We start from the raw sequence: 26,650 nt of genomic DNA on the forward strand, positions 1-26,650 counted from the left end.
TTCCTCTCGTGCGGTCAGACCTGGCGAAGCTCGGCCGGGCCGGCCTCGATCCCAGCCGACGGCAGTATCGTCTCCAGGTCGGCCGGGGGGCTGGCCGGTAACCGGAGAGTGAACGTCGAGCCCCCTCCAAGAGTGCTCGCCACCAGCACCCGGCCGCCATGGTTGCTGGCGATGTGTTTGACGATGGCCAGGCCGAGGCCGGTGCCGCCGGTGGAGCGGGAGCGGGCCTGGTCGGCCCGGTAGAACCGTTCGAAGATCCGGTCCACCTCGTTGGGGGCGATGCCGATGCCCTGGTCGGTAACGGCGATCTCGACGTGTTCCTCGTCGGCGCGGGTGGCGACCCGGACGGTGGTGCCCTCGCCCGAGTAGTTGATCGCGTTCTCCACCAGGTTGGCCACGGCGGTGGCGATCTGGGCGTCGCTGCCGTACACGGTCAGCCCCTTCTGGCCCTCCGTCACCACCTGGATCTGCCGGGCGGCGGCCGTGGTCCGGGTCCGGTCGAGCACCTCGGCGACCACCCAGTCGACCGCGACCGGCTCCGGCGCGGGTTGCGGCTCCGCGCCCTGCAGCCGGGTCAGCTCCAGCAACTCCTGCACCAGCCGGCCCAGCCGGGTCGACTCGTGCTGGATCCGCTCGGCGAAGCGGCGGGCGGCGACCAGGTCCTCGGAGAGGTCCGGCGCGGCCGCGCCGGCGGGTTCGGTGGCGTCGAGCAGCGCCTCGGCGAGCAGTTGCAGCGCCCCGATGGGGGTCTTCAGCTCGTGGCTGACGTTGGCGACGAAGTCCCGGCGGACCCGGGCCAGCCGGTGCGACTCGGTGACGTCGGCGGCCTCGATCGAGATGTAGCCGGCGCCGAGCCCCATCGCCCGCAGGTGCACCCCGAGCGGATTGACGCCGGGGTTGTCGCGGCCGCGCGGCAGGTCCAGCTCGATCTCGCGCCGCACGCCGGTGCGGCGCACCTGCCCGGCGAGGGTACGGATCAGCGGGTGGGCGGCGATGGAGCCGGGCGTGGCGCCGGTGCGGAGCAGGCCCATCGCCCGGGCGGCCGGGTTGACCAGCACCGGCACGTCGTCCGGGTCGAGCACGACCACGCCGGCGCGCAGTGAGTCGATCGTCTTGCGGCCGAGCCCGGTGAGGCGGCCCTGCTGGTCGTCGGGAATCACGAGCCTCCCTGAGCTCCAGCGGGAGCCACCGCTCCCCGGCGACGCCGCCCGGCGCCGCCACTCGCGGACGGGCCCGGACAGCAGCAGACCGGCAACCAGGCCGGTCGCCAGCGCCACGGCCACCACGACCGCCACCACCCATTCCACCCGGCGATCGTAGGGTCATTGTTAACCTGGCTATCGCCCATAACGGGACGAATCATCCTCACTTCCGCAGAAGTTCACTCGCGGGTCCCGCGTCGTTCACCGGAGTTCACCTCCGGTCCGTTCCCCCCGCCTACGGTTGGCGCGCACCCGCTCGACCCGTATGCCGGACGCCCCTGCCCAGGGGCCGGCGGCACCGACCCCAGGAAGTGACGATGCGCGACGAGTTCCGGGCCGACCTGCAGATTGTCAGCCAGCTGCTGGTGGACATGGCGGAAGGGGTCCGCGCCGCGATGCGCCAGGCCACCCGCGGCCTGCTCACCGCCGACCGCGAGGCGTCCGAGGCGGTGATCGCGCGGGACGCCGAGATCGACGACCTCTACCGGCACGTCGAGGAGCGGGTCTGCGACCTGCTCGCCCGGCAGGCGCCGGTCGCCTCCGACCTGCGGGCCATGATCACCGCACTGCACGTCGCGGCGGACCTGGAGCGGATGGGCGACCTGGCCGACCACGTGGCCAAGACGGCGCTGCGCCGGCACCCGTCGCCGGCGGTGCCGGCCGAGCTGCGGCCGGTCTTCACCGACATGGCCGCCATCGCCGACCGGATGGCGGAGAAGATCGGCACGGTGCTGGCCAAGCCCGACGCCGACCTCGCCGCCGAGCTGGACCGCGACGACGACGCCATGGACGACCTGCACAAGAGCCTGTTCGGCGTGCTGCTCGGCGACGACTGGCCGTACGGGGTGGAGACGGCGATCGACGCCACTCTGCTCGGCCGCTTCTACGAGCGCTTCGCCGACCACGCGGTCAACGCCGGCGAGCACGTGGTCTACCTGATCACCGGCCAGTCCACGCCCTCGGCGAGCTGACCCGGGCGACGACGAAGGCCCCCGGTCCGTGCGGACCGGGGGCCTTTCGCGGGTACGTCAGCGGCCCTGGTTGGCCACCGCGGCGGCGGCGGCCTTGGCGGCGGCCGGGTCGAGGTAGGTGCCGCCCAGGGTGTGCGGGCGCAGCTGGGCGTCGAGGTCGTAGCGCAGCGGGATGCCGGTGGGGATGTTCAGCTTGGCGATCGCCTCGTCGCTGATCTGGTCGAGGTGCTTGACCAGGGCGCGCAGCGAGTTGCCGTGCGCGGCCACCAGCACCGTACGGCCGGCCAGGATGTCCGGCACGATGGAGTCGTACCAGTACGGCAGCATCCGCTCGACGACGTCCTTGAGGCACTCGGTGCGCGGCATCAGCTCAGTCGGCAGCAGCGCGTAGCGCGGGTCGCCGACCTGCGAGAACTCGTCGTCGTCGGCGATCGGCGGCGGCGGCGTGTCGTACGAGCGGCGCCAGAGCATGAACTGCTCCTCGCCGTACTCCTCCAGGGTCTGCTTCTTGTTCTTGCCCTGGAGGGCGCCGTAGTGCCGCTCGTTGAGCCGCCACGACCGGCGCACCGCGATCCAGTGCCGGTCGGCGGCGTTGAGCGCCAGCTCGGCGGTGCGGGTCGCGCGGCGCAGCACGCTGGTGTGCACCACGTCGGGCAGCAGGGCGTGCTCGCGCAGCAGTTCGCCGCCGCGCCGCGCCTCGTTCTCGCCCTTCTCGGTCAGGTCGACGTCCACCCAGCCGGTGAAGAGGTTCTTGGCGTTCCAGTCACTCTCGCCGTGCCGCAGCAGGACCAGCGTCCCGACGGTGGGCCCCTCGCTCGCAGTCATGCCGATCATCCTGCCGTACCCCGCCGGTGGACACGCGGGTGGTGGCCGTGACGACCACCACGTGTAAAAACCGATGACCCACGTTCCGGGCCGGCACTAGGTTGTAAGGCGCTTAGAACTTAGCGGTCATTACCGAGCGGGGGCGCGGGCGTGCGGACGGTGCGAAGTTGGTTCCGGGACACCACCGGAGGGCTGCCGAGGACCTTCTGGTACCTCTGGACCGGCACCCTGATCAACCGGCTCGGTTCGTTCGTCCTGGTCTTCCTCGCCATCTACCTCACCCAGGAACGCGGCTTCTCCCCCACCCAGGCCGGCCTGGTGCTGGGCCTGTGGGGCGTCGGCGGCGCGGTCGGCACCACCGTCGGTGGCACGCTCACCGACCGCTGGGGACGGCGGCCCACGCTGCTCACCGCGCACCTCGGCGCGGCCACCATGATGCTCGCGCTCGGCTTCGCCCGGCCGCTCTGGGCGGTGGCCACGGGCGCGCTGCTGCTCGGCATGTTCGCCGAGGCGGCCCGACCGGCGTTCGGCGCCATGATGATCGACGTGGTGCCGGAGAAGGACCGGTTGCGCGCCTTCTCGCTGAACTACTGGGCGATCAACCTCGGCTTCGCCTGCGCCGCGGTGCTCGCCGGGTTCGCCGCCCAGGCAGGCTACCTGCTGCTCTTCGTGGTCGACGCGGCCACCACCGTGGTCACCGCACTGATCATCTTCACCCGGGTGAAGGAGACCCGCCGGGTCTCGGCCGCCCCGGCCCGCCCCGGTGGCGCCGCCCCGCTCGGCGCGCTGCGCACCATCGCCACCGACCGGGTCTTCCTGGGCTTCGTGGCGCTGAACCTGTTCGCCGCGCTGGTCTTCCTCCAGCACATCTCGATGCTGCCGATCGCGATGGGCGACTCGGGCCTCAGCCCCGCCACCTACGGCTCGGTGATCGCGCTCAACGGTGTGCTGATCGTCGTCGGGCAGCTCTTCGTGCCCCGGCTGATCAGGGGGCGCAGCCGGTCGCACGTGCTCGCCCTGGCCTCGCTGGTGATGGGCGTCGGCTTCGGCCTGACCGCGTTCGCCGACGCCGCCTGGTTCTACGGCCTCACCGTGCTGATCTGGACCCTCGGCGAGATGCTCAACTCGCCGTCCAACGCCACCCTCATCGCCGAGCTCTCCCCCGACCGGCTGCGCGGCCGCTACCAGGGCGTCTTCTCGCTGTCCTGGCAGATCGCCGGGGCGGTCGCGCCGATCCTCGGCGGCCTGGTCCGGGAACGCGCCGGCAACACCGAACTCTGGCTCGGCTGCGCCGCCGTCGGCGCGCTGATGGCGGTGGCCCACCTGGTCTCCGGGCCGGCCCGGGAGCGGCGGGCCGCCCAGCTCCGGCCGGCGACGCAGCCGGTCACGCCGGTCACCGCCGTCCGGCAGCCGGCCCCCCAGGCGGCCGAGGCCGCTGCCACCGCGCCGGCCGAGCCGGTCGCGGCCCACACCCCTTCCTGAGTACGCCGACCGCCGGCACCCTTCCTGAATGCCGCCCGCCCGGGGGCCTGCCGGGCTCGGACGAGGCAGGGTGCCCCGCGGGCCCTTTCGAGCTGATGACGTGAACGAATCAAGCCCCTCGGACCCGGAGCCCGAATCGTTGACGACATCAGCTCGACAGGACCTCCGACCACCGTCCGCCTCCGGCCCGCCCGAACCCGCCGTGCCGTAACCCGTTGCGCCGCCGACGGGTCCGCCCCGGTGATCACCGACACGGTGGCGCGGTCGGGCGGGGCTGCATACGGTCGAGGACGGATCGGTTAACAAGGTTTCTGGAGGACGGGTGCGCGGGTTGCGGCGCTGGTGGGACGGAACTGCCGGCGGTCTACCCGCCACCTTCTGGTACCTCTGGGCGGGGCTGCTGGTCAACCGGGCCGGGGCCTTCGCGGTGCTCTTCCTGTCGCTCTACCTCACCGCGGCGCGCGGGGCCAGTGAGTCGCTGGCCGGCGCCGTGGTCGGTGCGTACGGAGCGGGCGGGGCGGTCGGGGTGCTGCTCGGCGGGGTGCTGGCGGACCGCTGGGGCCGGCGGGCCACCCTGGTCGCCGCGCACCTGGCGGCGGCGGGGCTGATGGTGGGGCTGGCGTTCAGCCGGCACCTCGCCGTGATCGCGGCGCTGGCCGCGCTGGTCGGGATCGCGCACTCGATGCCGAGCCCGGCCTTCGTCGCGGCCATCGTGGACGTGGTCCCCGAACACCGCCGCTCCCGCGCGTTCAACCTCCAGTTCTGGGCGTTCAACCTCGGCATGGCGGTGGCCTCACTGCTGGCCGGGCTGCTGGCCGAGGCGAGCTTCCTCGCGCTCTTCCTGGTCGACGCCGCCGCCACCCTGGCCGCCGCCGTGCTGATCGCCTGGAAGGTCCCGGAGACCCTGCCCGGCCGCCGCACCGGATCGACGAGGAGCCGCCCGGACCAGGCCGGGGCCGGGCGGACTGCCGGCGAGCCGGTGGCCGGAGGCGCCGGGCGGTCCCGGCCGCCGGGGCTGCACACCGCGCTGACCGACCGGACCTTCCTGGTCTTCGTCGGGCTCACCTTCGTGCTGGCCGTACTCACCATGCAGACCTCGACGATCATGCCGCTGGCGATGCGCGCGGACGGCCTGAGCCCGTCGGCGTACGGCACGGTGGTGGCGCTGGGCGGCGCGCTGATCGTGGTGGGGCAGCTCTTCGTACCCGGGCTGATCGACCGGCGTCGGGCGCACCGGGTGCTGGCCCTCTCCACCGGCCTGCTCGCGGTGGGGTTCGGTGCGCTGGCGGTCGCCGACCAGCTCTGGGTCTACCTGGCCGCCGCGGTGGTCTGGACGGTCGGCTCGATGCTTGCCGCGCCGCCGAACGCGCAGATCAACGCCGACCTGGCTCCGCCGGAGCTGCGGGCGCGCTACCAGTCGGTGTTCTACCTGACCTTCCCGGCCGCGTCCTTCGTCGCGCCGACGCTGGGCGGGGTGAGCCTGCAGTATCTCGGGGAGCGGCACTGGCTGGTGGTGGCGGCCCTGGGCCTGCTCGCCGCGGGCGGGCACCTGCTGGCCGGGCCGAGCCGGGAGCGCCGGGTGGCGGCGCGGCGGGTGGCCGCACCGGCGCGGGCCTCGCAGCCGGTGGGCTGACGGCAGAACGCCCACCACGACCGTGGTCGTGATGGGCATCCGCACCGCTTGCCCGGCGGCGGCGGGCGACACTCACCCCCGTAAGCGTCGCCCGCTCGCGCCGCCGGTTCCACGGGTGGCACCGTCCCCCAACGATGTGCTCCACCCGTTTCTTTGCGCCTCACTCGGTGCTCGGATCTGATCGATCCACCGCTCCCCCGAACGGTTCCGAGCGTGGCGCGGTGCAATAAAGTTAGTTCGCCCGGATTCCGGATTCAACCCGGATCGCTGTCTCGCCGGTCACAGCGTCGACGTGGCGTCCGACACCCCTGCTCCGGGCCTCGCAACGGTCAACACGGCGTACCCGGCGACCATTCCCGTAAACACCTCAGGCCTCCTCACGATCGGGTGACTCCGTCCGGAAGAAGTTGCTCTGCCGACCGTCGCGCAGCTGCTCCTGGTAGATGAGGTTCAGCCGCCGGGTGTCGAAGGTCCGGAACCAGTCGTCCCAGCTGATCACCTGGACCCGGCTGCTCTCCCGGTAGCCCGGGATCTCGAAGGTCAGCACCCCCGGCCGGCCCTCACGCTCGGTGCCGGCGATGGTCGCCGGTTGGGCGCCACGGGCCCGCGCCCAGTTCTGGATCACCTCGTGGTTGCTGGTGACCAGGCTGCGGCCGGGGCGCTCGGGGCGGTCCGCCGGGGAGGAGATCACCTGCGACGACCGTACCGACCGGGAACTGGACCGGCCGGTCCGTACGCCGGTGGTCCGGGCCGCGGCGGCCGCGCCGACTGCGGCCGGCGGGGCGATGACCCGCTGGGCGGGCGTGGCCCCGGCCTTCGCCGGCGTGGCCTTCGCCCGAGCCCCGGCCTTCGCCGGCGCGGCCTTCTTCGCCGGTGCGGTCTTTCTCGCGGGCGCGGCCTTCGCGCGAGCGCCCGCCTTGGCCGGCGCGGCCTTCGCCCGGGCGCCCGCCTTCGCCGGCGTGGTCTTCTTCGCCGGGGCCGTCTTGGCGCGAGCGCCGGCCTTCGCCGGGGCCGTCTTGGCGCGGGCGCCGGCCCTCGCGGGCGCGGTCTTCTTCGCCGGCGCGGCCTTCGCGCGAGCGCCCGCCTTCGCGGGCGCGGCCTTGGCCCGGGCCGCCTTGGCCGGTGTCGCCTTCGCCCGGGCGGTCGTCGCCTTGCGGGCCGCCGGGGCGGCCTTGCGGGCCGGCGCCGCCTTGCGGGCGGGGGCCGGCGCGGCCTTCGCCCGGGCGGTCGTGGTCTTCCGAGCGCCCGTCGTCTTCTTCGCGGCGGCCTTCGTCGCGCCGGCCTTCTTCGCGGGCGCCCGGCCCGCCGGGCCGGTGGTGCGCCGGGCCGCGGCGCCGGGGCGGCCCTCGGACCGCAGGGTCCGCGCGAGCGTCTTGACCAACTCGGGCTTGCGCAGAGCGGAGATGCCGGAGACACCACGACGCCGCAACTGCCCCCGGATGTCGTCGACCCGCATCCGCGAGATCTCCGACTCCGAGATCCCCGGGGTGTTCGGCGTCTGGTTGCCCGCCTGCTGTTTGGTCCTGGTCGCAGTTCCGCCGCGACCTGAGCTGTTCCGCTGAGCCATCGCACGCTCCTCGACAGTCCGTCTCGGCCTGCGGCGGGTCCCGTTTCGCCGCACCGCAGCGGTGCGGCATACCCGTCAGGACCGGTCCGAACCTCCGGCGGACGGCTCGAAAAGGTGGGCGAAGGCGGCGAGGTTGGCGGTGGACTCGCCCCGCTTGACCCGCCACTCCCACTCGCGGCGGATCGAGCTGCCGAAGCCGATCTCCAGCATCGTGTCGAACGACTCGTCCGCGTAGGTGAGCACCGCGCCGAGCAGCCGGTCCAGCTCGTCGGCGTCGATCCCGGTCGGGTTGACCCGCCCGGTGAGGTAGACGTCGCCTACCGCGTCGATGGAGAACGAGACGCCGTACATCCGGGCGTTGCGCTGCAGCAGCCAGGCCCACAGCTCCTCGCGCCGCTCGTCGGGCTGGCGCATCACGAACGCCTCGACCCGCAGCGCGTGCTCACCGACGATCAGGTTGCAGACCGTCTTGAGCTTGTGCGTGCCGGGCAGGGTGACCGCGTAGGAACCCTCGCCGGTCGACTCCCAGTCCAGCTCACGGTCGGTGCAGACGGACTCGATCAGGGCGGCCAGATCGCTCTTCGCGCTCATCGCACCCACTCTACGGGCGCCCGCCGGGACGCACCGGACGCGCGGGAGTGGCCCGGGTCACCAGGAACAGGACAGCGCCGGGTCCCCGGCGAGCTGGGCGGCCAGCCGGCCCCGGTGCTCGGCGATCGCCTCCCCGTAGACGGCGAGCAGGCCGGAGACGGTGCGCTGCCAGGAGAAGTTGCGGGCGTGCCGGGCCGCGCCCGCCGCCAGGTCGGCCCGCAGCGCCGGGTCGGGCAGCAGGCGGGCGAGCGCAGCGGCCCAGTCGGCCGGGTCGTGGCCGTCGACGAGCACCCCGCTGACCCCGTCCCGCACGGCGGTGACCAGGCCACCGACGGCGGCCGCGACGACGGGCGTACCGCAGGCCTGCGCCTCCAGGGCGACCAGGCCGAACGACTCGTTGTACGAGGGCACCGCGACCAGGTCGGCGGCCCGGTAGAGAGCGGGCAGGTCGTCGCCGGTCTGCGGGGGCAGGAAGCGCACCCGGTCGGCGACACCGAGCGATCCGGCCAGTTCCATCAGGGAGGTGGGCCGGTCGAGCCCGCTGCCGCTCGGGCCGCCGCAGATGACCACGGTCAGCTCCTCGGCGAGGGCCGGGGCGCACTCGCGCAGCGCGGCGACCGCGCGGACCAGCACGTCGGGCGCCTTGAGCGGCTGGATCCGGCCGACGAAGGCCACCACGTACCCGTCGGCGGGCAGGCCCAGCCGACGGCGGGCGGCGCGGGTGGCCGCGACCCGGTCGCCGGGAGCGGGACGGAAGCGGTCGAGGTCGACGCCGGGCTCGACCACGGCGACCCGGGCCGGTTCGGCGTCGTAGCGGCCGATCAGGTCGGCGGCCTCGACCCGGGTGTTGGCCACCAGCCGGTCGGCCTCGGCGACCACCTGCTCCTCGCCGATCACCCGGGCCTTGGGCTCGGGGCGGTCACCGGCGGCGAGCTGGGCGTTCTTGACCTTGGCCAGGGTGTGCGCGGTGTGCACCAGCGGCACTCCCCAGCGCTCCTTGGCCAGCCAGCCGACCTGGCCCGAGAGCCAGTAGTGCGAGTGGATCAGGTCGTAGTGGCCGGGCGGGCGGGCCGCCTCGGCGCGCAGCACACCGGCGGTGAAGGCACAGAGCTGCCCGGGCAGCTCCTCCTTGGTCAGCCCCTCCAACGGCCCGGAGGTGATGTGCCGGACGTGCACGCCGGGCGCCATCTCGACCACCGGGGGCAGGTCACCGGAGGTGGCCCGGGTGAAGATCTCGACCTCGACGTCGGCCTCGGCGAGCCGCCGGGCGACCTCCAGGATGTAGACGTTCATCCCGCCGGCGTCACCGGTGCCGGGCTGGTGCAGCGGGGAGGTGTGCACCGACAGGGTGGCGATCCGCCGGGGGCGCGGCCACGGTCGGGCACCTCGCTGACGACCGACGCCGGTGTGCATTTCCGCCACGTCCGCTCCTTCTGTCACGGTTTATGCCGTCCCGCACGACCGGCGCTTCTCGGTCAACTCACGCGCCGGGTGTCATCTTCCCCATCGGGTCACGGAAATGCGCCCGCGCTCTCCCCCGGCGTGACCCAGTTCATCGACGGCCCCCGCCCCGGCCGGCCCGCGGCGGAGGGGACAATGTCCGGATGACCTCTGTCGCGATCGTCACCGGGGCGTCCAGCGGGATCGGCGCGGCGACCGCCCGCCGGCTGGCCGCCGAGGGCTTCCACGTGCTGGCCGCCGCCCGGCGTACCGACCGGCTGGCCGGGCTGGTCAAGGAGATCGAGGCGGCCGGCGGCACGGCCACGGCGGTGGCCTGCGACGTCACCTCCGACGAGTCGGTGGCCGAGTTGGCCGCCGCGGCGCAGGCGGCGCCCGGGCCGGTCACCCTGCTGGTGAACAACGCCGGCGGCGCGCGCGGGCTGGACCCGGTGGAGTCCGGCGCGATCGGCGACTGGCAGTGGATGTACGACGTCAACGTGCTCGGCACGCTCCGGGCCACCCAGGCGCTGCTGCCCGCGCTGGAGGCGTCCGGCGCCGGCACCATCGTGATCGTCTCCTCCACCGCCGGCTTCACCGTGTACGAGGGCGGCGGCGGCTACAGCGCGGCCAAGCACGCGCAGACCGCGATCGCTGGGACGCTGCGGCTGGAGCTGTGCGGGCGACCGGTCCGGGTGATCGAGATCGACCCGGGCATGGTGCGGACCGACGAGTTCGGACTGGTCCGCTTCGGCGGGGACGCCCACAAGGCCGCCGCCACGTACGCGGGGGTGCCCGAACCGCTGGTCGCCGAGGACGTGGCGGACTGCATCGCCTGGTGCGCCACCCGGCCGCACCACGTCAACGTGGACCGGCTGGTGGTCCGCCCGCTGGCCCAGGCCGCCCAGCACAAGGTGCACCGGGTCGGGCAGTGAACCGGCCCGGTCGCGGGTGAGGGCCGGGCCGGTGCGGCCCCAGGGCGTGGTGACCCGGGGGACGACGAACCCCAACCGGCTGCGGCGGGTGGACAACTGGATCGTGGCCACCTGCGGCGACCGGCTCCGCGCCGCCGCCGACCCGCTGGTGGTGGACCTCGGCTACGGCGCCACCCCGGTCACCGCCGTGGAGCTGCGCGCCCGGCTGGCCACCGGGGTCCGCGCCGACGTGCGGGTGGTCGGGCTGGAGATCGATCCGGTACGCGTGGCCGCCGCCGCGCCCGCCGCCGACCCGCCCGGGTTGACCTTCGCCCGAGGCGGTTTCGAGCTGGCCGGCCTGCGTCCGGTCCTGGTACGCGCGTTCAACGTCCTGCGCCAGTACGACGAGAGCGAGGTCGCCGCCGCCTGGCGGACGGTCACCGACCGGCTCGCCCCGGGCGGGGCGCTGGTCGAGGGGACCTGCGACGAGCTGGGCCGGCTGGGCAGCTGGGCGCTGGTCGACGCGGCCGGCCCGCGCACGCTGACCCTGGCGGCCCGCCTGGCGACCCTGGAGACCCCGGCCCAGCTGGCCGAACGCCTGCCCAAGGCGCTGATCCACCGCAACGTCCCCGGCGAGCGGGTACACGACCTGATCCGCGCTCTCGACGACGCCTGGCAGGCCGCCGCCGGCTACGCCCCGTTCGGCCCCCGCCAGCGCTGGCTCCGCGCGGTCGGCACCCTCAAGCAGGCCGGCTGGCCGGTCCTCGACCGCCCACCCCGCTGGCGCCACGGCGAACTGACCCTCCCCTGGTCCGCCGTCGCCCCCACCTGACCCGCCGGCCCGCCCGACCACCCCGCTCCGCACCTGGGTTGATCAAGAAGTTTTGGTCAGGAATCCGGCCTGGGGTGACGCAAACTTCTTGATCAACGCGGTCTGGCCGGGGCCTGGGCGGGTGGGGTCAGATGGTGCAGTTGATCAGGACGGGTTCGGGGTGGAGGGTGACGGCGAAGCGGGTGTGGACCGTGTCGCGGATGTCGCGGGCGAGGGCGACCAGGGCCGCCGTGCTGGCCGTGCCGGTGTGGTTGGTCAGGGCCAGGGTGTGCTTGCTGGAGATCGCGGTGCCCTCGGGGCCGGGGTGGCCCTTGGTGAAGCCGGCCTTGTCGATCAGCCAGGCGGCGCTGACCTTCACCATGTCGCCCGGGCAGGGCCAGGAGGGCGGCTCGCCAAGGTCGGTGGCGCGTTCGCGCAGCAGCTCGTACGCCTCCCGGTCGAGCACCGGGTTGGTGAAGAACGAGCCCACCGACCAGGTGTCCGGGTCGGTGGCGTCGAGCACCATGCCCTTGCCGGCGCGCAGCTTCAGCACCGTCGCGCGGGCGTCGGCCAGCGGCACCCGGTCGCCCACCTCGACGCCGAGCGCCCGGCCCAGCTCGGCGTAGCGCACCGGGCCGGAGCGCGTCGAGCGGCGCAGCCGAAAGTCGACCGAGAGGACCACCCAGCGGTCGCTGTACTTGAAGATGCTGGACCGGTAGGCGAAGCCGCAGTCCGCCGCCTCGACCCGGCCGAGGCTGTCGTCGGCGCGGTCGTACACCTGGACGCCGGTGATGCTCTCGGCGACCTCCTGGCCGTACGCGCCGACGTTCTGGATCGGGGTGGCGCCGGCCGAGCCGGGGATGCCGGAGAGGCACTCCAACCCCGACCAGCCGTTGTCCACGGTGGCGGCGACCAGGTCGTCCCAGGGCTCGCCGGCCTCGACCCGTACGGTGACGGTGTCGGCGTCCTCGGCGACCACCCGCAGCCCTCGCGACCGGACCAGCACGACCGTGCCGGGGAAGCCCTCGTCGCCCACGACGACGTTGCTGCCGCCCGCGAGGATGAGGACGGGCTCGTCCCGCTCCCGCGCCTGGCGCACGGTTCGTACGATCTCCTCGGCGCTGGTGGCGGTCTCCAGCCGGCCGGCGGGGCCGCCGAGGCGCAGCGTGGTGTATCTCGCCAGGGTGGCCGGGTCGGCGGGGTCGGCTCCGGTTGTCGGCTGGGCGTAGACGTCTGACACGCCTCTCACCCTAGGCTGAGGGGTAGCCGCGGCACCCACTGGTGGCCCGGTCACCCCCGGGAGGATTGCGATGAGCAGGTTGCACGGCACGAAGGACTTCTGGATCGGGGCGCTCCGGGTGGACGGCCCGGCGTTCGCCGCCGCGGTGGCCGAGGCGCCGCCCGAGACACCGGTGCTGTCCTGTCCGGGCTGGACGGTCGCCGACCTCACCCTGCACCTCGCCGGCATCTACCAGTGGGTGCACTCGTTCGTCGGCTCCGGCGAGACCGCCCAGCCGGCCCGCCGGGACCGCGCGGAGCTGCCCAGCGGGGTGACCCCGCTCCAGCTGTGGCAACGCGGGTACGACCAGCTGATGACCCAATTCGACACCCTCGACCCGGAGGCGCCGGCGTGGAACTGGGCGCCGCAGCCGAAGAAGGCCGGCTTCTGGCCGCGCCGGATGGCGCACGAGACCGCGGTGCACCGCTGGGACGCCCAGCTCGCCATCGCCGCCGGTGAGCCGATCGAGGCCAAGCTCGCGGCGGACGGGATCAGCGAGGTGCTGGACACCTGGCTGCCGGCCGGGCGCCGGGCGGTGCCGGGCCAGTGGCACGGGGTGGTGCAGCTGACCGCGACCGACGCCGCGCAGGACTGGTACCTGCGGCTGCGCGGCGAGGGGATGGCCCTGCTCGACACCGCCACGGTCTTCGGCCACGAGGACCACCACGCCCGGGTCCAGGTCACCGGCACCGCCAGCGACCTGCTGCTCGCCCTCTGGGGTCGGATCGGGTACGACGCCCTGGGCGTCACCGGCGACCGCAGCCTCCTGGACGGCCTGCGCACCGGCTGACCGCACCGGACCTCCCGGTCCCGCATCCGCGCCTTCCGCAAAGAGTGGCCATTCCCCACGAATGGCCACTCTTCGCGTATCCGGCGGCCGTCAGGTCACGACTCGGACGCGCCGAGAGAGCGCTCTCTTGACACCGGCCGGGTGAGCCGCAACGCTGTCGTGAGAGCGCTCTCTCAGCCCCTCACGATCGCGTCAGGACCCGGGCTGCGACTCGCTCACCAGCAGGTCCACCCGCTCCACCACCGATTGACCTGAGAGGAATCCGAGGAAGATGGGTACCTTTTCGCGCCGCCGTCTGGCGGCGGTGGCCCTGGCGGCCACCACCGCCCTGCTCGGCACCGCCGCCTGCGCCGGCGAGGACGACTCCGCCAAGGACGGGCCGATCACGCTGACCGTCGACGTCTTCGGCCAGTTCGGCTACGAGGAGCTCTACAAGGAGTACATGGCCAGCCACCCCGACGTGAAGATCGTCGAGCGGGGCACCGGCAGCAACCTCGACGAGTACTCGCCGAAGCTCACCCAGTGGCTCGCCGCCGGCAAGGGCGCGGGCGACGTGGTGGCCATCGAGGAGGGGCTGCTGGTCGAGTACAAGGCCAACCCGCAGAACTTCGTCAACCTGCTCGACCACGGCGCCGCCGACCTCAAGGGCAACTTCCTGGACTGGAAGTGGAACCAGGGGCTCACCGCCGACGGCAAGCAGCTGATCGGCCTCGGCACCGACGTCGGTGGCATCGCGATGTGCTACCGCAAGGACCTCTTCGCCAAGGCCGGCCTGCCGACCGAGCGGGACCAGGTCTCCAAGCTCTGGCCGACCTGGCAGGACTACATCGCCACCGGCGAGAAGTTCAAGGCCGCCAACACCGGGGCGTCCTTCCTCGACGCGGCGACCAACACGTTCAACACGATCCTGCTCCAGACCGCCGGCAACAGCTCCGGCTACAGCTACTACGACACCAGCGACAACCTGGTGGTCGACAGCAACCCGGCCGTGAAGCAGGCCTTCGACACCACCGTCGACATCATCGACTCCGGCCTCTCCGGCAAGTACGGCTCCTGGTCGGAGGAGTGGGTCTCCGCCTTCAAGCAGTCGAAGTTCGCCACCATCGCCTGCCCCGCCTGGATGACCGGCGTCATCGAGGGCAACGCCGGCCCGGCCGCCAAGGGCAAGTGGGACATCGCCCAGGTCCCCGGCAACGGCGGCAACTGGGGTGGCTCGTTCCTCGCCGTGCCGAAGCAGAGCAAGCACCAGGCCGAGGCGATCGAGCTGGCCAAGTTCCTGACCAGCGCCAAGGGCCAGATCGGCGCGTTCAAGGCCAAGGGCCCGCTGCCGTCGTCGCCGCAGGCGCTCGACGACCCGGCGATTGTCGACTCGACCAACGCGTACTTCTCCGCCGCCCCGGTCGGCAAGATCTTCGGCACCGGCGCCAAGAGCCTGAAGCCGGTCTACATGGGCCCGAAGAACCAGGCCGTCCGCACCGAGGTGGAGAACGCGGTGCGCACCGTCGAGCTGGGCCAGCGCACCCCCGAGCAGGGCTGGAACGACGCCGTCAACAACGCGAAGAAGGCCGCCGCCAAGTAGCCCGAGCCAGGCGGGCGGGCGGGGTTCGGCGTCGCCGGTCCCCGCCCGCCCGGCGGAGAAGGAGTCCACGGCATGGCCGTCCAGCTCGACGCGCGCCCCCCGGTCGTACCGGCGCCGCGCCACGCCCGCTCGAACCGGGGCAACCGGCTCGCCCGGTTCGACACCCGGTACTCGCCCTACCTCTACATCGCCCCGTTCTTCCTGCTCTTCGCGGTCTTCGGGATCTACCCGCTGGTCTACACCTTCTGGGTCTCGCTGCACGACTGGGACCTGCTCGGGGTCGACCCCACGTTCATCGGGGCGCAGAACTACACCCAGCTGATGGCCGACCCCGACTTCTGGCACTCGGTGGTCAACACCCTCGGCATCTTCGTCATCTCGACCGTCCCGCAGCTGCTCCTCGCGCTGTGGCTGGCCAACCTGCTGAACCGGCACCTGCGGGCGCGGACGGGCTGGCGGATGGCGGTGCTGATCCCCAACGTCACCTCCACCGCCGCGGTGGCGATCGTCTTCGGCGTGCTCTTCGGCCGCGAGTTCGGCATGATCAACTGGCTGCTCGACCTCGTCGGGATCGACGCCATCGACTGGAAGTCGAACCGGTTCGCGTCCTGGGTGGCCATCTCGACCATGGTCGACTGGCGGTGGACGGGCTACAACGCGCTGATCTTCCTGGCCGCGATGCAGGCCATCCCGCGCGACCTCTACGAGTCCGCCTCGATCGACGGTGCCGGCCGGGCCCGGCAGTTCTGGTCGATCACCGTGCCGCTGCTCAAGCCGACGATCATCTTCGCGGTCATCATCTCCACCATCGGCGGGCTCCAACTCTTCACCGAGCCCCGGCTCTTCAACTCCGGCACCAACGCGATCCGGGGCGGGCCGCTGCGCGAGTCGCAGACGGTGACCATGTACATGTTCGAGAACGCCTTCGCGCCGCACTACAACTTCGGCTACGGCTCCGCCATCGCCTGGCTGCTCTTCGCGCTGATCGCGGTGGTCGCGGCCATCAACGTGCTGGTCCTGCGCCGGCTCGGCGGCGGCGGGCGCAAGGAGGGATCCCGATGACCCGACTCTGGTCGGCCGGCCGGCTCACCTACGCGGCACTGACCCTCACCGCCCTCCTGTCGATCTTCCCGATCTACTGGATGTTCGTGGTCGCCAGCCGCACCAGCGACGCGATGGGCGAGGTGCCGCCCCCGGTCACCCCCGGCGGCAACCTGGGCGCGAACATCGCCCGGCTCTTCGCCAACACCGACGCGTACTTCCTGACCGGCCTGGTGAACTCCACGATCGTGGCGGTGTCGGTCACCGTCTCGGTGGTCTTCTTCTCCACCCTGGCCGGCTTCGCCTTCGCCAAGCTGCGGTTCCGTGGTCGCAACGCGCTGCTGATGGTGATCATCGCGACGATGATGGTGCCCACCCAGCTCGGCGTCATCCCGCTGTACATGCTGATGACGAAGCTGAACTGGAACGACCGGCTGCCGGCCGTGATCGTGCCGGCGCTGGTGACCGGCTTCGGGGTCTTCATGATGCGCCAGTACGCCGGCCAGGCCGTCAGCACCGAGCTGATCGAGGCGGCCCGGATCGACGGGTGCAGCACCGCGCGGATCTACTGGAACGTGGTGCTGCCCGCGCTGCGCCCCGCCGCCGCCGTCCTCGGCCTGCTCACCTTCATGACCACCTGGAACGACTTCCTCTGGCCGTACGCGGTGCTCAACGACCCGGAGAACCCGACCGTGCAGCTCTCGCTGCGGGCCCTGTCGGACGGGTACTACCAGGACATGTCGCAGGTGTTCACCGGTACAGCCATCGCGACCCTGCCCCTGCTGCTGGTGTTCATCGTGTTCGGCCGCCAGATCATCGGCGGCATCATGGAAGGTGCGGTCAAGGCGTGAGCGCGACGAGTGAGCTGCGTTTCCCCGAGGGCTTCGTCTGGGGCGCCGCCACCGCGGCGTACCAGATCGAGGGCGCGGTCCACGACGACGGTCGCGGCCCGTCGATCTGGGACACCTTCAGCCGTACGCCGGGGAAGGTCTTCCAGGGGCACACCGGCGACGTCGCCTGCGACCACTACCACCGGTACGCCGACGACGTGGCGTTGATGGCCGAGCTGGGGTTGGGGGCGTACCGCTTCTCGGTGGCCTGGCCCCGGATCCAGCCGGACGGCACCGGCCCGGTCAACCCCCGTGGGCTGGACTTCTACGACCGGCTCACCGACGCGCTCCTCGACCGGGGCGTCGACCCGATCGTCACGCTCTACCACTGGGACCTGCCGCAGGCCCTCCAGGACCGGGGCGGCTGGACCAACCGGGACACCGCCGAGCACCTCGCCGACTACGCCGTCGCCGTGCACAGCCGGCTCGGTGACCGGGTCCGCACCTGGACCACGCTCAACGAGCCCTGGTGCTCGGCGTACCTGGGGTACGGCAACGGGGTGCACGCGCCGGGCGAGCGGGACGCGGGGGCGGCCTTCGCCGCCGTACACCATCTCCTGCTGGGGCACGGCCTGGCGGCCCGCGCGCTGCGCGCGGCCGGCGCGCCGACCCTCGGGATCACCCTCAACCCGGCCGACGTGCAGCCCGCCGACCCGGCCAACGCCGCCGACGTCACCGCCGCCCGGCTGGTCGACGGCCTGCACAACCGGATCTTCCTCGACCCGCTGACCGGCGCCGGCTACCCGGACGACGTGCTGGCGCACCTCGGCCGGCTGGTGGAGCCGACGTTCATCCGGGACGGCGACGAGAAGCTCATCGCCGCGCCGATCGACCTGCTCGGGGTGAACTACTACGCCCCTACCTACGTCGCCGGCCGTCCGGACGCCGTCGGCGGCGGCGGGGCGTACCCGGGCACCGAGGGCGTGGTGGAGTTCCTGCCGCCCACCGGCCCGCTGACCGAGATGGGCTGGATGATCGAGGCGACCGGGCTGACCCGGCTGCTGGAGCGGATCGCCCGGGACTACCCGGGGCTGCCGATGCTGATCACCGAGAACGGCGGCGCCTTCCCGGACAAGCCCGGCGCCGACGGCCCGGACGGTCTCGGCCAGGTCATGGACACCGACCGGATCGCCTACCTCGACGGGCACCTGCGGGCGGCGCACCAGGCCATCGCCCGGGGAGTGGACCTGCGCGGCTATCTCGTATGGTCGTTGCTGGACAACTTCGAGTGGGCCGAGGGCTATCGGAAGCGGTTCGGGATCGTCCACGTCGACTACCTGACCCAGCGGCGCACACCGAAGTCCAGCGCCCGGTGGTACCAGGAGGTGATCTCCCGGAACGGGCTGTGACGAGGTGGTGGTGACGGGGATGACGACCGCGCAGCGACCGACCCTGGAGGCGGTCGCCCGCCGGGCCGGGGTGTCCCGGGCGACCGTGTCCCGGGTGGTGAACGGCTCCACCACGGTGGCCGAGCCGATCCAGGAGGCGGTCCGCCGGGCCGTGGCCGAGCTGGGGTACGTGCCGAACCTGGCCGCCCGCAGCCTGGTCACCCAGCGGACCGACTCGGTCGCCCTGGTCATGCCCGAGGAGGCCACCCGGGTCTTCTCGGACGACCAGGTGTTCCCGGGGATCATCCGGGGGGCGGCCCAGGAGCTGGAAGCGGCCGACAAGCAGCTGGTGCTGATGCTCGCCGGGTCGGCGGCCGGTCACGAACGGGTCGAGCGGTACACCACCGGCCGGCACGTCGACGGAGTGCTCTTCGCCTCGCTGCACGGGGCCGACCCGCTGCCCGGCACCCTGGCCCGACTCGGCATCCCGGTGGTCTGCGCCGGCCGCCCGCTCGACGGCGCGCGGGTGCCCTACGTCGACGTCGACAACGTCGGCGGGGTGGCCCGGGCGGTGCGGCACCTGATCGAGAACGGTCGCCGCCGGATCGCCAGCATCGCCGGCCCGCAGGACATGATCGCCGGCATCGAGCGGCTCACCGGCTACCGGGAGACGGTCGCCGCCGCCGGGCTGGCGGAGCTGGTCGCGTACGGCGACTTCACCCGGGAGTCCGGGGCGGCGGCCATGCACCAGCTGCTCACCGCGCACCCCGACCTGGACGCGGTCTTCGCCGCCAGCGACCTGATGGCGCACGCCGCCCTGCGGACCCTGCGCGGGGCGGGGCGGCGGGTGCCGGACGACGTCGCGGTGATCGGTTTCGACGACATCGAGACGGCGGCCTACACCGAGCCGCCGCTGACCACGGTGCGCTGGGAGATCGTGGAGCTGGGCCGGGAGATGACCCGGCAGTTGCTGCGGCTCGCGGCGGGCGAGGCGATCGAGGAGTCGGTGATCCTGCCGACCGAGCTGGTGGCGCGCGAGTCCGCCTGAGCGCCGCCACCTCGGCCGGGATAGCCGGTCGATCATGACCGGGCCGGCCCGTAGCGTCCGCCCGATGACCCGTAGCCACCTGATCCGCACCGCCCGCCCCGACGACGCCCCGGAGATCGTGGCGCTGCGGGCGGTCGTCCACCCGTACCTGGTCCGGGGGGTGGAGTCGACCCGGCAGATGATCGCCGAACCGCCGCCGGGCGAGGACTGGCTTCCCTTCGTGGCCGAGCAGGACGGCCGGGTGGTCGGGTGGGCGTCCGCGTACCGCAACAGCCAGACCTCGGTGCCCGACTTCGGGGAGATCTCCACCCTGCACGTGCACCCGGAGCATCGGGGCCGGGGCGTGGGCACCGGGCTGCTCACCGCCGCCCTGGACCACCTCCGGTCCATCGGGGCGCGCCGGGTCCTCACCCGGGCCCTGCCCGAGTCGCTGCCGTTCGCCCGCCGGCACGGCTTCACGCCGGGCCGGGAGCTGCGCTACTCGGCACTGGAGCTGCGCCCGGCACCGCCGGCGCCCGTCGCGCCGGAGGGCGTACGGCTGGTCCCATTCGCCGGGCTGGACCCGCGCCGGATCTGCCGGGCCAACGTCGCCGCCGCCGACGAGCCCGGCGACGTGCCGTCCGACGCGATCAGCTACGCCACCTGGCACTACGAGGTGTGGCAGAACGTGGGCCTGGACCGGGAGGCCAGTACGGCGGCCGAGATCGACGGCGAGCTGGCCGCGTTCAGCATGGTCAAGCGGGACGGGGACCGGATGTGGTCGGACTACACCGCCACCCTGCCGGCGTACCGGGGCCGTGGGCTGGCCCGACTGGCCAAGCAGGCCGCCCTGCACCGGGCCGCAGGCGGCGGGGTACGCGTCGCGTACACCTTGAACGACGAGGCGAACGCGCCGATGCTCGCGATCAACGCGCGGCTCGGCTACCGGCCGGTGGCGTCCCAGTGGTCCTGCCTGCGCGAGCTGACCTGAACCGGTCAACCCTCGGCGAGGATCCGTTGCGCGGTCTGGTGGGTACGAGGGTGATCTCCATGTCAGCTCTCCACAACGGACTGGCCGAGCGACCGGCGGGTGAGCAGGGTGGCCCCGGCGACGGCGGCCGGCATGACCAGCACCGCGCCGAGCGGGATCAGGAAGCAGAGGAAGACCGCCACGCCGAAGCCGAGCGTGGTGGGCCGGTCCGCCTTCAGGATCGACCGGCGGTCGGGCAGCCGCAGCCCGCGCCGGGAGAACGGCGCCCCCACCAGCTCGACGGCGAGCAGCCAGCCACCCACCGCCGCCCCGATCACCGGCACCACCGTCTGACCGACCAGCGGGATGAACCCGGCGGCGAAGAGCGGGATGCCGAACAGCACCGACAGCCCGACCAGTCGCAGCGAGTCGACGGCGCTGCGCCGCAGCGAGGCCCAGAACGGCACCTCCACCCCGCCCGGGGTGCCACCGAGGCGCTCCTCCACCCGCTCGGAGATCTTCTCGTAGAACGGGTCACCGATGACCAGGGTGACCGCGGTGAAGCTGACCACCGCCAGCAGCCCGCCCAGCCCGAGGAAGGCCAACCCGGCGATCACCCGGACCAGGCTGCGCGCGGTGGTCGACCAGTCGTCGGCGAACGGGGTGACCAGCGCGGCCAGGTCGTCCACGAAGTACACCAGGGCGGCGAAGGCGGACAGGAAGACCGCACCGGAGATCAGCGCCGGCACGATGCCGAGCAGCATCAGCCCCGGGCTGCGGACGTAGAGGCCGAGGCCGCGCAGGAGCAGGCCGACGCCGGCGAGGAACCGACCGGCTGCACCAGTCACGGGCGTGAAGATCCGGGGTGCGTTCACGAGCGGGAGCCTAGTGGTACCTCCGGAGGTGCGTCGGGCACAGCCGTACGCGTTCCGGCTGACCTATTCCGAGCGGGATGACCGCTCGGCCGCGGTGAGCAGTTCCTCCGCCGCCCGGCGCAGCGTGGCGCGCGCCTGCTGTGGATCGCCCAGCGCGCCGCCCTGCAGAGCACCGTCGCGCAGCAGCACCAGTACCCGCGCCGTGTGGTCCGGGTCGGCGTGCCCGGCCTCCACCGCCCGGTCGCGCAGCACCTGGAAGAACCAGGCGTGGTAGTCGGAGACGGCCATGCGTACGGGATGCGCCGGATCCGGGTATTCCGCCGCGGCGTTGAGGAACGGGCAGCCCCGGAAGCCGGCGCTGCACACGTCCTCCCCGAGGACGTTCACGATGCGCAGCAGAGCCTCGTGGCCCCGGCTGTCCGCGACGACCTGTGCGACTCCGTTACGGATCTCCTCGCTCCTGCTCCGCAGGTAGGCGACGATCAGGTCCTCCTTGCTCGGGAAGTGGCGGTAGAAGGTCGCCCTCGTCACCCCGGCCTCGCTCACCAGGCGGTCCACGCCGACCGTATGCAGCCCGTAGGCATAGAACAGGCGCGAGGCGGTACGCAGCAGCCGGTCTCTCGGGTGAAGCTTCTGCTCCGCAATCGACCTCATCCCCCCAGCATAAGAAGAGACCGTTCGTTCTGCCGACCGCGCCGTCGGACGCCGGCGTGCTCCACGCCACGTTGCGGCGAAGCCCGGGACACCCACTAGTATCTGCGTAGAAAGACCGATCGTTCTCCCATCCTGCTAGGAGTTCCCATGCGTATCCGGAAGCTGCTGGGCCTGTCCGCTCTCGCCAGCGTCGTGACCCTCGCCAGCCTCGGCACCGCCTCGAGCGCCGCCACGCCCGACGCGGAGGCCCGCCGCAACGGCCCCAAGCCCACCGTGGTGCTCGTTCACGGGGCGTTCGCCGACTCGTCGAGCTGGCACGGAGTGGTGTCGCGGTTGCAGAAGAACGGCTACCCGGTGGTCGCCCCGGCGAACCCGCTGCGCGGCCTGAGCTCCGACGCCGACTACCTGAAGCAGCTGCTGGCCACGGTGTCGGGCCCGGTCGTCCTCGTCGGCCACTCCTACGGCGGATCGGTGATCACCAACGCTGCCGTCGGCAACCCCAACGTCACCGACCTGGTGTACGTGGCAGCATTCGCCCCCGACGCCGGGGAGAGCGTGCTCGGCCTGTCCAGCCAGGTCCCCGGCAGCACGCTCCCTGAGTCGCTGGCACCCCCGGTACCGCTCGGTGACGGCAGCCACGACCTCTACATCCGGCAGGACGCCTACCACGGCCAGTTCGCCGCCGACGTGTCGCCCGCCAAGGCCGCCCTCTCCGCGGTCACCCAGCGCCCGGTCCGCGACGCCGCTCTCGCCGAGGGCTCCGGCGCCCCCGCCTGGAAGACGATCCCGTCCTGGTTCGTGCTCGCCGGAGCCGACAAGAACATCCCGATCGCCGGCCAGCGGTTGATGGCCGAGCGGGCCGGCTCCCGCCACACCGTCGAGGTCGACACCGCGTCGCACTCCGTCGCCGTCTCGCACCCCGACGTCGTCTCCGACCTCATCGACAAGGCCGCCACCACCAAGTAACGGCCGGGTACCACCGGGACGCGCGTACGAGCACGGGCAGGATGGGCGAGTGCGCGCGTCCCGGTTGATCTCCCTGGTGCTGCTGTTGCAGTCCCGCGAGACGATGACCGCCGCCGAACTGGCCCGGGAGCTGGAGGTGTCCGAGCGCACCGTCTACCGGGACGTGCTGGCACTCTCTGCCGCCGGAGTACCGGTCTACGCCGATCGGGGCCGGGCCGGCGGGTACCGCCTCCTCGGCGGCTACCGGACCCGGCTGACCGGCCTGACCCGGGACGAGGCGGAGGCGCTCTTCCTCTCCGGCCTGCCCGGGCCGGCCGGTGAGATGGGGCTGGCGGACGCGGTCGCGGCCGCCGAGCTGAAGGTGCTCGCCGCGCTGCCGCCGAGCCTGCGGGACGCCCCCGCCCGGGCCGGGCAGCGGTTCCACCTGGACGTGCCGGGCTGGTTCCGGGAGTCCGCGCCGCCACCGTGGCTGGCCGACCTGGCCCGGGCGGTCTGGCGGGACCGGGTGGTCGAGGTGCGCTACCGGCGCGGCGACCGGGAGGTCACGCGGGAGCTGTGCCCCTACGGGCTGGTCCTCAAGAGCGGGATCTGGTACCTGGTCGGCCGCGTCGGCGACCGGTACCGGACGTACCGGGTGGACCGGGTGACGGGCGTCGAGGTGGGTGGGGAGAGCTTCGACCGGGACGACAACTTCGACCTGCCCGCGTACTGGCGGGAGCAGACCGAGGCGTTCCTGCGGAGCATGCTCCGGGCCGAGGTGACGATCCGCCTGAGCCCCGCCGGCCTGCGCCGGCTCCGGCACCTCGCCGACGCCCCCTTCGTGTACGCCGAGGCGCTCGCCGCCGCCGGCGAACCCGACGGGCAGGGGTGGGTGGTGACCCGGCTGCCCGTCGAGTCCGTCGAGGTGGCGTACTCCCAGATGCTGGGGCTGGGCCCGGAGGTGGAGGTACTGGACCCGCCGGAGCTGAGGGAACGGCTGGCGGACGCCGCGAGGCGGACCGCCGCCCGCTACCTCCCCACCGGTCAGCGGTAGCCCGTGACGTCGGCGGGCTTGCCGGCGTCGACCACCTCGGTGATGTAGCGGAACGCGTCCGGCCGGCTGCCGTCGACGTCGGTGAAGCCGTACACCTGGGACAGCTGGCCGCTGGAGACGGATGCGCCGTTCCAGCGGGCCTTCTGCTCGTCGGCGGCCAGGGCGGCGACCGCGCGCCCGACGAAGGCCGGGGTCTCCGAGATGAGGAAGTGCGGGTCCTTGGCGGCACCGTCGCGCCAGTTCTCCTCGGTCACCCCGAAGTGCTCCAGCATCGACTCGGACCGGATCCAACCGGGGGTGAGCGCGACGGCGGTGCAGCCGTGCGGCTTGAGCTCGTGCGCCTGGCTGAAGGCGAGCCGGTTGACCGACGCCTTGGCCAGGTCGTAGAAGACCGAGAGCCGGTAGTTGGCGTCGTTGTACTCCTTGGTGCCGTCGCCGATCTCCACCACCAGCCCGCCCGGGTTGCGGATCAGCAGCGGCAGCGCGTAGTGGCTGGTGATGATGTGGGTGTCCACCGCCAGCCGCAGCGTGCGGAAGCCCGCCTCCAGCGGCTGCTCCCAGACCGGCTTCTCCCACGTGATCAGTGGGTCGCCGCCCCAGATGTCGTTGACCAGCACGTCGAGCCGGCCCTGCTCGGCGTCGATCCGGGCCACCAGGTCGCGGACCTGCTCGGGTACCAGGTGGTCGACCCGGACCGCGATGCCGGTGCCGCCGGCGGCGGTGACCAGCTCGGCGGTCTCCTCGATGGTCTCCGGCCGGTCCATCTCCGAGCGGCCGGCCCGACTGCTGCGGCCGGTGGCGTAGACGGTCGCCCCGGCCGCGCCGAGCTGGATGGCGATCTGCCGGCCGGCGCCCCGGGTCGCCCCGGCGACCAGCGCGATTTTCCCTGTCAGCGGTTTCGTCGTCATGCGTCCGACCCTGACAGGAAAACCTGACACCCGAAGTCCGGTTTCGCGATCGGGTGTCGTGCGTCATGCTCGCCGGCATGCACCTGCTGCTCTCCGGGATCGTCGGGTCGGTCGCGTACGGGCTGGCCGGGCCGGGCTCGGACGTCGACCGGATCGGCGTGTTCGCCGCGCCCACCGTCGCGTTCCACGGCCTGCACCCGCCGAAGGAGTCCGTGGTCACCACCGACCCGGACGTCACCCTGCACGAGGCCGGCAAGTACGCGAAGCTCGCGCTGAGCGGCAACCCGACCGCCACCGAGCTGATGTGGCTGCCGGACGACTGCTACGAGACCCGGACGGAGTTCGGCGAGCGGCTGATCGCGATCCGGTCGGCGTTCCTCAGCGCGCCCCGGGTCCGCGACGCCTACCTCGGGTACGCCACGCAGCAGTTCCGCAAGCTCACCACCCGCGACTCGTCAGTAAGCGGGCGGCGGCGCTCGGCCAAGCACGCCCGGCACCTGGCCCGGCTGCTGCACCAGGGCCGGCTGCTCTACGCGACCGGCGTGCTGGAGATCCGGCTGGCCGACCCGGAGTGGTTCCGGGCCTTCGGCGAGCGGGTGGCCGGCGGCGCGTTGGACGAGGCGGAGGCGCTGGTCGCCGCGGCGCAGCGGGACTTCGACACCAGCCGTACGCCGCTGCCGGAGCGGCCGGACGAGGCGACGGTGGAGGATTGGCTGCTCGACGTGCGCGCCGCCCACCTGCCGCCGGCCGGCTGAGCGAAAACCGCTCGGCCGGGCGCCGGCCCCGGTGCTAAGCTGCCGCCCGCGTCCTCGATCAACGAAAGGGAGGTGAGCGCGATGTCCACCACGACTGTCATGTGCTCCCACCCGACGGCGAGGACGCCGAGGTCCTGAACCGGGAGCACGTCACCACCCGGAAGGATCCCATGACCGACCTGGTCATCCGCCCGATCACCGCGGGCGAGGAAAAACTCTTCGACTCCCTGCCCGACCCCGCTCTCGTCGGCCGCGCCGCGTTCGGCGAGCGCTACCTCGACATGGCCGAAGCCGGCCGGTACCGCCCCGAATGGACCTGGGTCGCCCTGCGCGACGACGTCGTCGTGGCCCGCGCCGCCTGGTGGGGTGGGCCGGACGACGACCAGCCGCTGGTCTTCGACTGGTTCGACTTCACCGACCCCGACGCGGCGGTGGAGCTGCTCCGGACCGCACCGCTGCGGGCGGAGTACTCGCTCTCGCTGCCACCCGGCTGGCGCGACGATCCTGCCGTCCGGGCGCAGGCGCAGGCGCGGATCGACGCCGCCACGGCCGCCGGCATGTCGGTGCTGGTCGAGCGGTACCGGTACCGCTGGACCACCGGGAGTGCACTGCCCGACCGGCCGGGTCGGCTCACGTTCCGCCCCGAACCGGACGACGCCGTGATCCTCGACGTCCTCCGCCGCGTCGGCGAGGGCAGCCTGGACGCCCACAACCGCCACACCACCGCCACCTCCGGGCCGGACGCGGCGGCCCGGGAGGAACTGGACCTGCTGCGCTGGCTGCCGAGCCCGCGTGACTGGTGGCGACTGGCCTGGACCGCGAGCGGCGAGCTGGTCGGCATCATCGTGCCGGCCCGCAACCACACCGATCCGATCATCGGCTTCGTCGGCGTGGTCCCCGAGCAGCGCGGCCACGGCTACGCGTACGACCTGCTGGTCGAGGGGACGCACCTGCTGGTCGAGGGCGGCGCGACGGAAATCGTGGCCGCCACGGATCAGACCAACCATCCGATGGCCGCCATCTTCGCCCGAGCGGGCTACCCGATCGAGCGGGAACGGATCGACCTCGTCTGACCCGTCGTCCCCGGCACCGGTCCACCGGTGCCGGGGACACCCCGGTGGC

At 72.9% G+C, this 26,650-nt stretch carries 25 protein-coding genes; 16 read left to right on the top strand and 9 right to left on the bottom strand.

Going from position 1 to position 26,650, the window contains the following annotated elements:
- Positions 1-14 precede the first annotated feature (14 nt).
- Positions 15-1,286 (bottom strand): cell wall metabolism sensor histidine kinase WalK, encoded by a 1,272-nt coding sequence (locus KBX37_RS00525; RefSeq protein WP_210773752.1) that lies wholly within the window; start codon positions 1,284-1,286, stop codon positions 15-17.
- 233 nt (positions 1,287-1,519) lie between these two features.
- Here KBX37_RS00525 and phoU point away from each other — a divergent pair, with 233 nt between their 5' ends.
- Entirely contained in the window at positions 1,520-2,173 is a 654-nt protein-coding gene (gene phoU, locus KBX37_RS00530; protein ID WP_210773633.1) for a phosphate signaling complex protein PhoU, read from the top strand.
- A gap of 57 nt (positions 2,174-2,230) precedes the next feature.
- Here the strand turns inward: phoU and KBX37_RS00535 are convergent, their stop codons facing one another.
- Positions 2,231-2,998: a phosphoglyceromutase gene (locus KBX37_RS00535; RefSeq protein ID WP_210773634.1), complete on the bottom strand. Its 768-nt coding sequence runs from the start codon at positions 2,996-2,998 to the stop codon at positions 2,231-2,233.
- Between the two features lie 150 nt (positions 2,999-3,148).
- On the opposite strand from KBX37_RS00535, the gene KBX37_RS00540 reads away from it, so the two are divergent.
- The gene (locus KBX37_RS00540) at positions 3,149-4,480 is read left to right on the top strand and encodes an MFS transporter (RefSeq protein WP_210773635.1); all 1,332 of its coding nucleotides are present in this window, start codon (positions 3,149-3,151) and stop codon (positions 4,478-4,480) included.
- Between the two features lie 322 nt (positions 4,481-4,802).
- Positions 4,803-6,113: an MFS transporter gene (locus tag KBX37_RS00545; protein WP_210773636.1), complete on the top strand. Its 1,311-nt coding sequence runs from the start codon at positions 4,803-4,805 to the stop codon at positions 6,111-6,113.
- Positions 6,114-6,480: 367 nt separating this feature from the next.
- On the opposite strand, the gene KBX37_RS35795 is transcribed toward KBX37_RS00545, so the two are convergent.
- The 3 genes from KBX37_RS35795 to mshA all read right to left on the bottom strand — a co-directional run bounded on the left by KBX37_RS35795 (position 6,481) and on the right by mshA (position 9,693).
- Positions 6,481-7,680 carry a hypothetical protein gene (locus tag KBX37_RS35795; protein ID WP_210773637.1) on the bottom strand — a complete coding sequence of 400 codons (1,200 nt, stop codon included), beginning with the start codon at positions 7,678-7,680 and terminating at the stop codon, positions 6,481-6,483.
- Between the two features lie 75 nt (positions 7,681-7,755).
- Complete coding sequence (locus KBX37_RS00555; RefSeq protein ID WP_210773638.1) at positions 7,756-8,271, bottom strand: YbjN domain-containing protein; 516 nt, start codon at positions 8,269-8,271, stop codon at positions 7,756-7,758.
- A gap of 57 nt (positions 8,272-8,328) precedes the next feature.
- Positions 8,329-9,693, bottom strand: a complete 1,365-nt coding sequence (gene mshA, locus KBX37_RS00560; protein ID WP_210773639.1) for a D-inositol-3-phosphate glycosyltransferase — start codon at positions 9,691-9,693, stop codon at positions 8,329-8,331.
- Between the two features lie 182 nt (positions 9,694-9,875).
- Between mshA and KBX37_RS00565 the strand changes: the two genes are divergently transcribed.
- Both KBX37_RS00565 and KBX37_RS00570 read left to right on the top strand, forming a co-directional pair.
- The gene (locus KBX37_RS00565; RefSeq protein ID WP_210773640.1) at positions 9,876-10,643 is read left to right on the top strand and encodes an SDR family NAD(P)-dependent oxidoreductase; all 768 of its coding nucleotides are present in this window, start codon (positions 9,876-9,878) and stop codon (positions 10,641-10,643) included.
- Between the two features lie 31 nt (positions 10,644-10,674).
- Positions 10,675-11,454: a class I SAM-dependent methyltransferase gene (locus KBX37_RS00570; RefSeq protein ID WP_374103616.1), complete on the top strand. Its 780-nt coding sequence runs from the start codon at positions 10,675-10,677 to the stop codon at positions 11,452-11,454.
- Between the two features lie 127 nt (positions 11,455-11,581).
- On the opposite strand, the gene KBX37_RS00575 is transcribed toward KBX37_RS00570, so the two are convergent.
- Positions 11,582-12,673, bottom strand: a complete 1,092-nt coding sequence (locus KBX37_RS00575; protein WP_210773642.1) for a UDP-N-acetylmuramate dehydrogenase — start codon at positions 12,671-12,673, stop codon at positions 11,582-11,584.
- Between the two features lie 70 nt (positions 12,674-12,743).
- Here KBX37_RS00575 and KBX37_RS00580 point away from each other — a divergent pair, with 70 nt between their 5' ends.
- The 7 genes from KBX37_RS00580 (at position 12,744) to KBX37_RS00610 (ending at position 20,358) form a co-directional block, all read left to right on the top strand.
- Positions 12,744-13,502 (top strand): maleylpyruvate isomerase family mycothiol-dependent enzyme, encoded by a 759-nt coding sequence (locus KBX37_RS00580; RefSeq protein ID WP_210773643.1) that lies wholly within the window; start codon positions 12,744-12,746, stop codon positions 13,500-13,502.
- Between the two features lie 271 nt (positions 13,503-13,773).
- Entirely contained in the window at positions 13,774-15,081 is a 1,308-nt protein-coding gene (locus KBX37_RS00585; RefSeq protein ID WP_210773644.1) for an ABC transporter substrate-binding protein, read from the top strand.
- 72 nt (positions 15,082-15,153) lie between these two features.
- Positions 15,154-16,143: a carbohydrate ABC transporter permease gene (locus tag KBX37_RS00590; RefSeq protein WP_210773645.1), complete on the top strand. Its 990-nt coding sequence runs from the start codon at positions 15,154-15,156 to the stop codon at positions 16,141-16,143.
- A complete protein-coding gene (locus KBX37_RS00595) occupies positions 16,140-16,973 on the top strand; it encodes a carbohydrate ABC transporter permease (protein ID WP_154941642.1) in 834 nt (277 codons plus the stop codon). The genes KBX37_RS00590 and KBX37_RS00595 overlap by 4 nt, the downstream gene beginning before the upstream one ends.
- On the top strand, positions 16,970-18,361 hold the full coding sequence (locus KBX37_RS00600; protein WP_210773646.1) for a GH1 family beta-glucosidase: 1,392 nt from the start codon (positions 16,970-16,972) through the stop codon (positions 18,359-18,361). Before KBX37_RS00595 ends, KBX37_RS00600 begins: the two co-directional genes overlap by 4 nt.
- 19 nt (positions 18,362-18,380) lie before the next feature.
- Positions 18,381-19,388, top strand: coding sequence for a LacI family DNA-binding transcriptional regulator (locus tag KBX37_RS00605; protein ID WP_210773647.1), 1,008 nt, complete (start codon positions 18,381-18,383; stop codon positions 19,386-19,388).
- Between the two features lie 64 nt (positions 19,389-19,452).
- Entirely contained in the window at positions 19,453-20,358 is a 906-nt protein-coding gene (locus KBX37_RS00610; protein WP_210773648.1) for a GNAT family N-acetyltransferase, read from the top strand.
- 62 nt (positions 20,359-20,420) lie between these two features.
- Here KBX37_RS00610 and KBX37_RS00615 read toward each other — a convergent pair whose 3' ends face one another.
- Complete coding sequence (locus KBX37_RS00615; RefSeq protein WP_210773649.1) at positions 20,421-21,212, bottom strand: EI24 domain-containing protein; 792 nt, start codon at positions 21,210-21,212, stop codon at positions 20,421-20,423.
- A gap of 63 nt (positions 21,213-21,275) precedes the next feature.
- A complete protein-coding gene (locus KBX37_RS00620; protein ID WP_210773650.1) occupies positions 21,276-21,866 on the bottom strand; it encodes a TetR/AcrR family transcriptional regulator in 591 nt (196 codons plus the stop codon).
- 147 nt (positions 21,867-22,013) lie between these two features.
- Here KBX37_RS00620 and KBX37_RS00625 point away from each other — a divergent pair, with 147 nt between their 5' ends.
- Both KBX37_RS00625 and KBX37_RS00630 read left to right on the top strand, forming a co-directional pair.
- Entirely contained in the window at positions 22,014-22,832 is an 819-nt protein-coding gene (locus KBX37_RS00625) for an alpha/beta fold hydrolase (RefSeq protein ID WP_210773651.1), read from the top strand.
- Positions 22,833-22,881: 49 nt separating this feature from the next.
- Positions 22,882-23,865 carry a YafY family protein gene (locus KBX37_RS00630; RefSeq protein WP_210773652.1) on the top strand — a complete coding sequence of 328 codons (984 nt, stop codon included), beginning with the start codon at positions 22,882-22,884 and terminating at the stop codon, positions 23,863-23,865.
- Here KBX37_RS00630 and KBX37_RS00635 read toward each other — a convergent pair.
- The gene (locus KBX37_RS00635; protein WP_210773653.1) at positions 23,856-24,773 is read right to left on the bottom strand and encodes an SDR family oxidoreductase; all 918 of its coding nucleotides are present in this window, start codon (positions 24,771-24,773) and stop codon (positions 23,856-23,858) included. The genes KBX37_RS00630 and KBX37_RS00635 overlap by 10 nt on opposite strands.
- A gap of 77 nt (positions 24,774-24,850) precedes the next feature.
- Between KBX37_RS00635 and KBX37_RS00640 the strand changes: the two genes are divergently transcribed.
- Both KBX37_RS00640 and KBX37_RS00645 read left to right on the top strand, forming a co-directional pair.
- Entirely contained in the window at positions 24,851-25,528 is a 678-nt protein-coding gene (locus tag KBX37_RS00640) for a DNA polymerase beta superfamily protein (RefSeq protein ID WP_210773753.1), read from the top strand.
- A 101-nt stretch (positions 25,529-25,629) separates the two neighbouring features.
- Complete coding sequence (locus KBX37_RS00645) at positions 25,630-26,601, top strand: GNAT family N-acetyltransferase (protein WP_307848898.1); 972 nt, start codon at positions 25,630-25,632, stop codon at positions 26,599-26,601.
- Positions 26,602-26,650 lie beyond the last annotated feature (49 nt).

Source organism: Micromonospora sp. U56 (assembly GCF_018070095.1).
In the GTDB taxonomy this organism is placed as follows: Bacteria; Actinomycetota; Actinomycetes; order Mycobacteriales; family Micromonosporaceae; genus Micromonospora; species Micromonospora purpureochromogenes.

Excerpts from the sequence above, each read along its gene's own strand:
- phoU (WP_210773633.1), top strand. The coding sequence starts at position 1,520 with ATGCGCGACGAGTTCCGGGCCGACCTGCAGATTGTCAGCCAGCTGCTG.
- KBX37_RS00535 (WP_210773634.1), bottom strand. The coding sequence starts at position 2,998 with ATGACTGCGAGCGAGGGGCCCACCGTCGGGACGCTGGTCCTGCTGCGG.
- KBX37_RS35795 (WP_210773637.1), bottom strand. The coding sequence starts at position 7,680 with ATGGCTCAGCGGAACAGCTCAGGTCGCGGCGGAACTGCGACCAGGACC.
- KBX37_RS00555 (WP_210773638.1), bottom strand. The coding sequence starts at position 8,271 with ATGAGCGCGAAGAGCGATCTGGCCGCCCTGATCGAGTCCGTCTGCACC.
- KBX37_RS00565 (WP_210773640.1), top strand. The coding sequence starts at position 9,876 with ATGACCTCTGTCGCGATCGTCACCGGGGCGTCCAGCGGGATCGGCGCG.
- KBX37_RS00580 (WP_210773643.1), top strand. The coding sequence starts at position 12,744 with ATGAGCAGGTTGCACGGCACGAAGGACTTCTGGATCGGGGCGCTCCGG.
- KBX37_RS00585 (WP_210773644.1), top strand. The coding sequence starts at position 13,774 with ATGGGTACCTTTTCGCGCCGCCGTCTGGCGGCGGTGGCCCTGGCGGCC.
- KBX37_RS00590 (WP_210773645.1), top strand. The coding sequence starts at position 15,154 with ATGGCCGTCCAGCTCGACGCGCGCCCCCCGGTCGTACCGGCGCCGCGC.
- KBX37_RS00595 (WP_154941642.1), top strand. The coding sequence starts at position 16,140 with ATGACCCGACTCTGGTCGGCCGGCCGGCTCACCTACGCGGCACTGACC.
- KBX37_RS00605 (WP_210773647.1), top strand. The coding sequence starts at position 18,381 with ATGACGACCGCGCAGCGACCGACCCTGGAGGCGGTCGCCCGCCGGGCC.
- KBX37_RS00610 (WP_210773648.1), top strand. The coding sequence starts at position 19,453 with ATGACCCGTAGCCACCTGATCCGCACCGCCCGCCCCGACGACGCCCCG.
- KBX37_RS00620 (WP_210773650.1), bottom strand. The coding sequence starts at position 21,866 with ATGAGGTCGATTGCGGAGCAGAAGCTTCACCCGAGAGACCGGCTGCTG.
- KBX37_RS00625 (WP_210773651.1), top strand. The coding sequence starts at position 22,014 with ATGCGTATCCGGAAGCTGCTGGGCCTGTCCGCTCTCGCCAGCGTCGTG.
- KBX37_RS00635 (WP_210773653.1), bottom strand. The coding sequence starts at position 24,773 with ATGACGACGAAACCGCTGACAGGGAAAATCGCGCTGGTCGCCGGGGCG.
- KBX37_RS00640 (WP_210773753.1), top strand. The coding sequence starts at position 24,851 with ATGCACCTGCTGCTCTCCGGGATCGTCGGGTCGGTCGCGTACGGGCTG.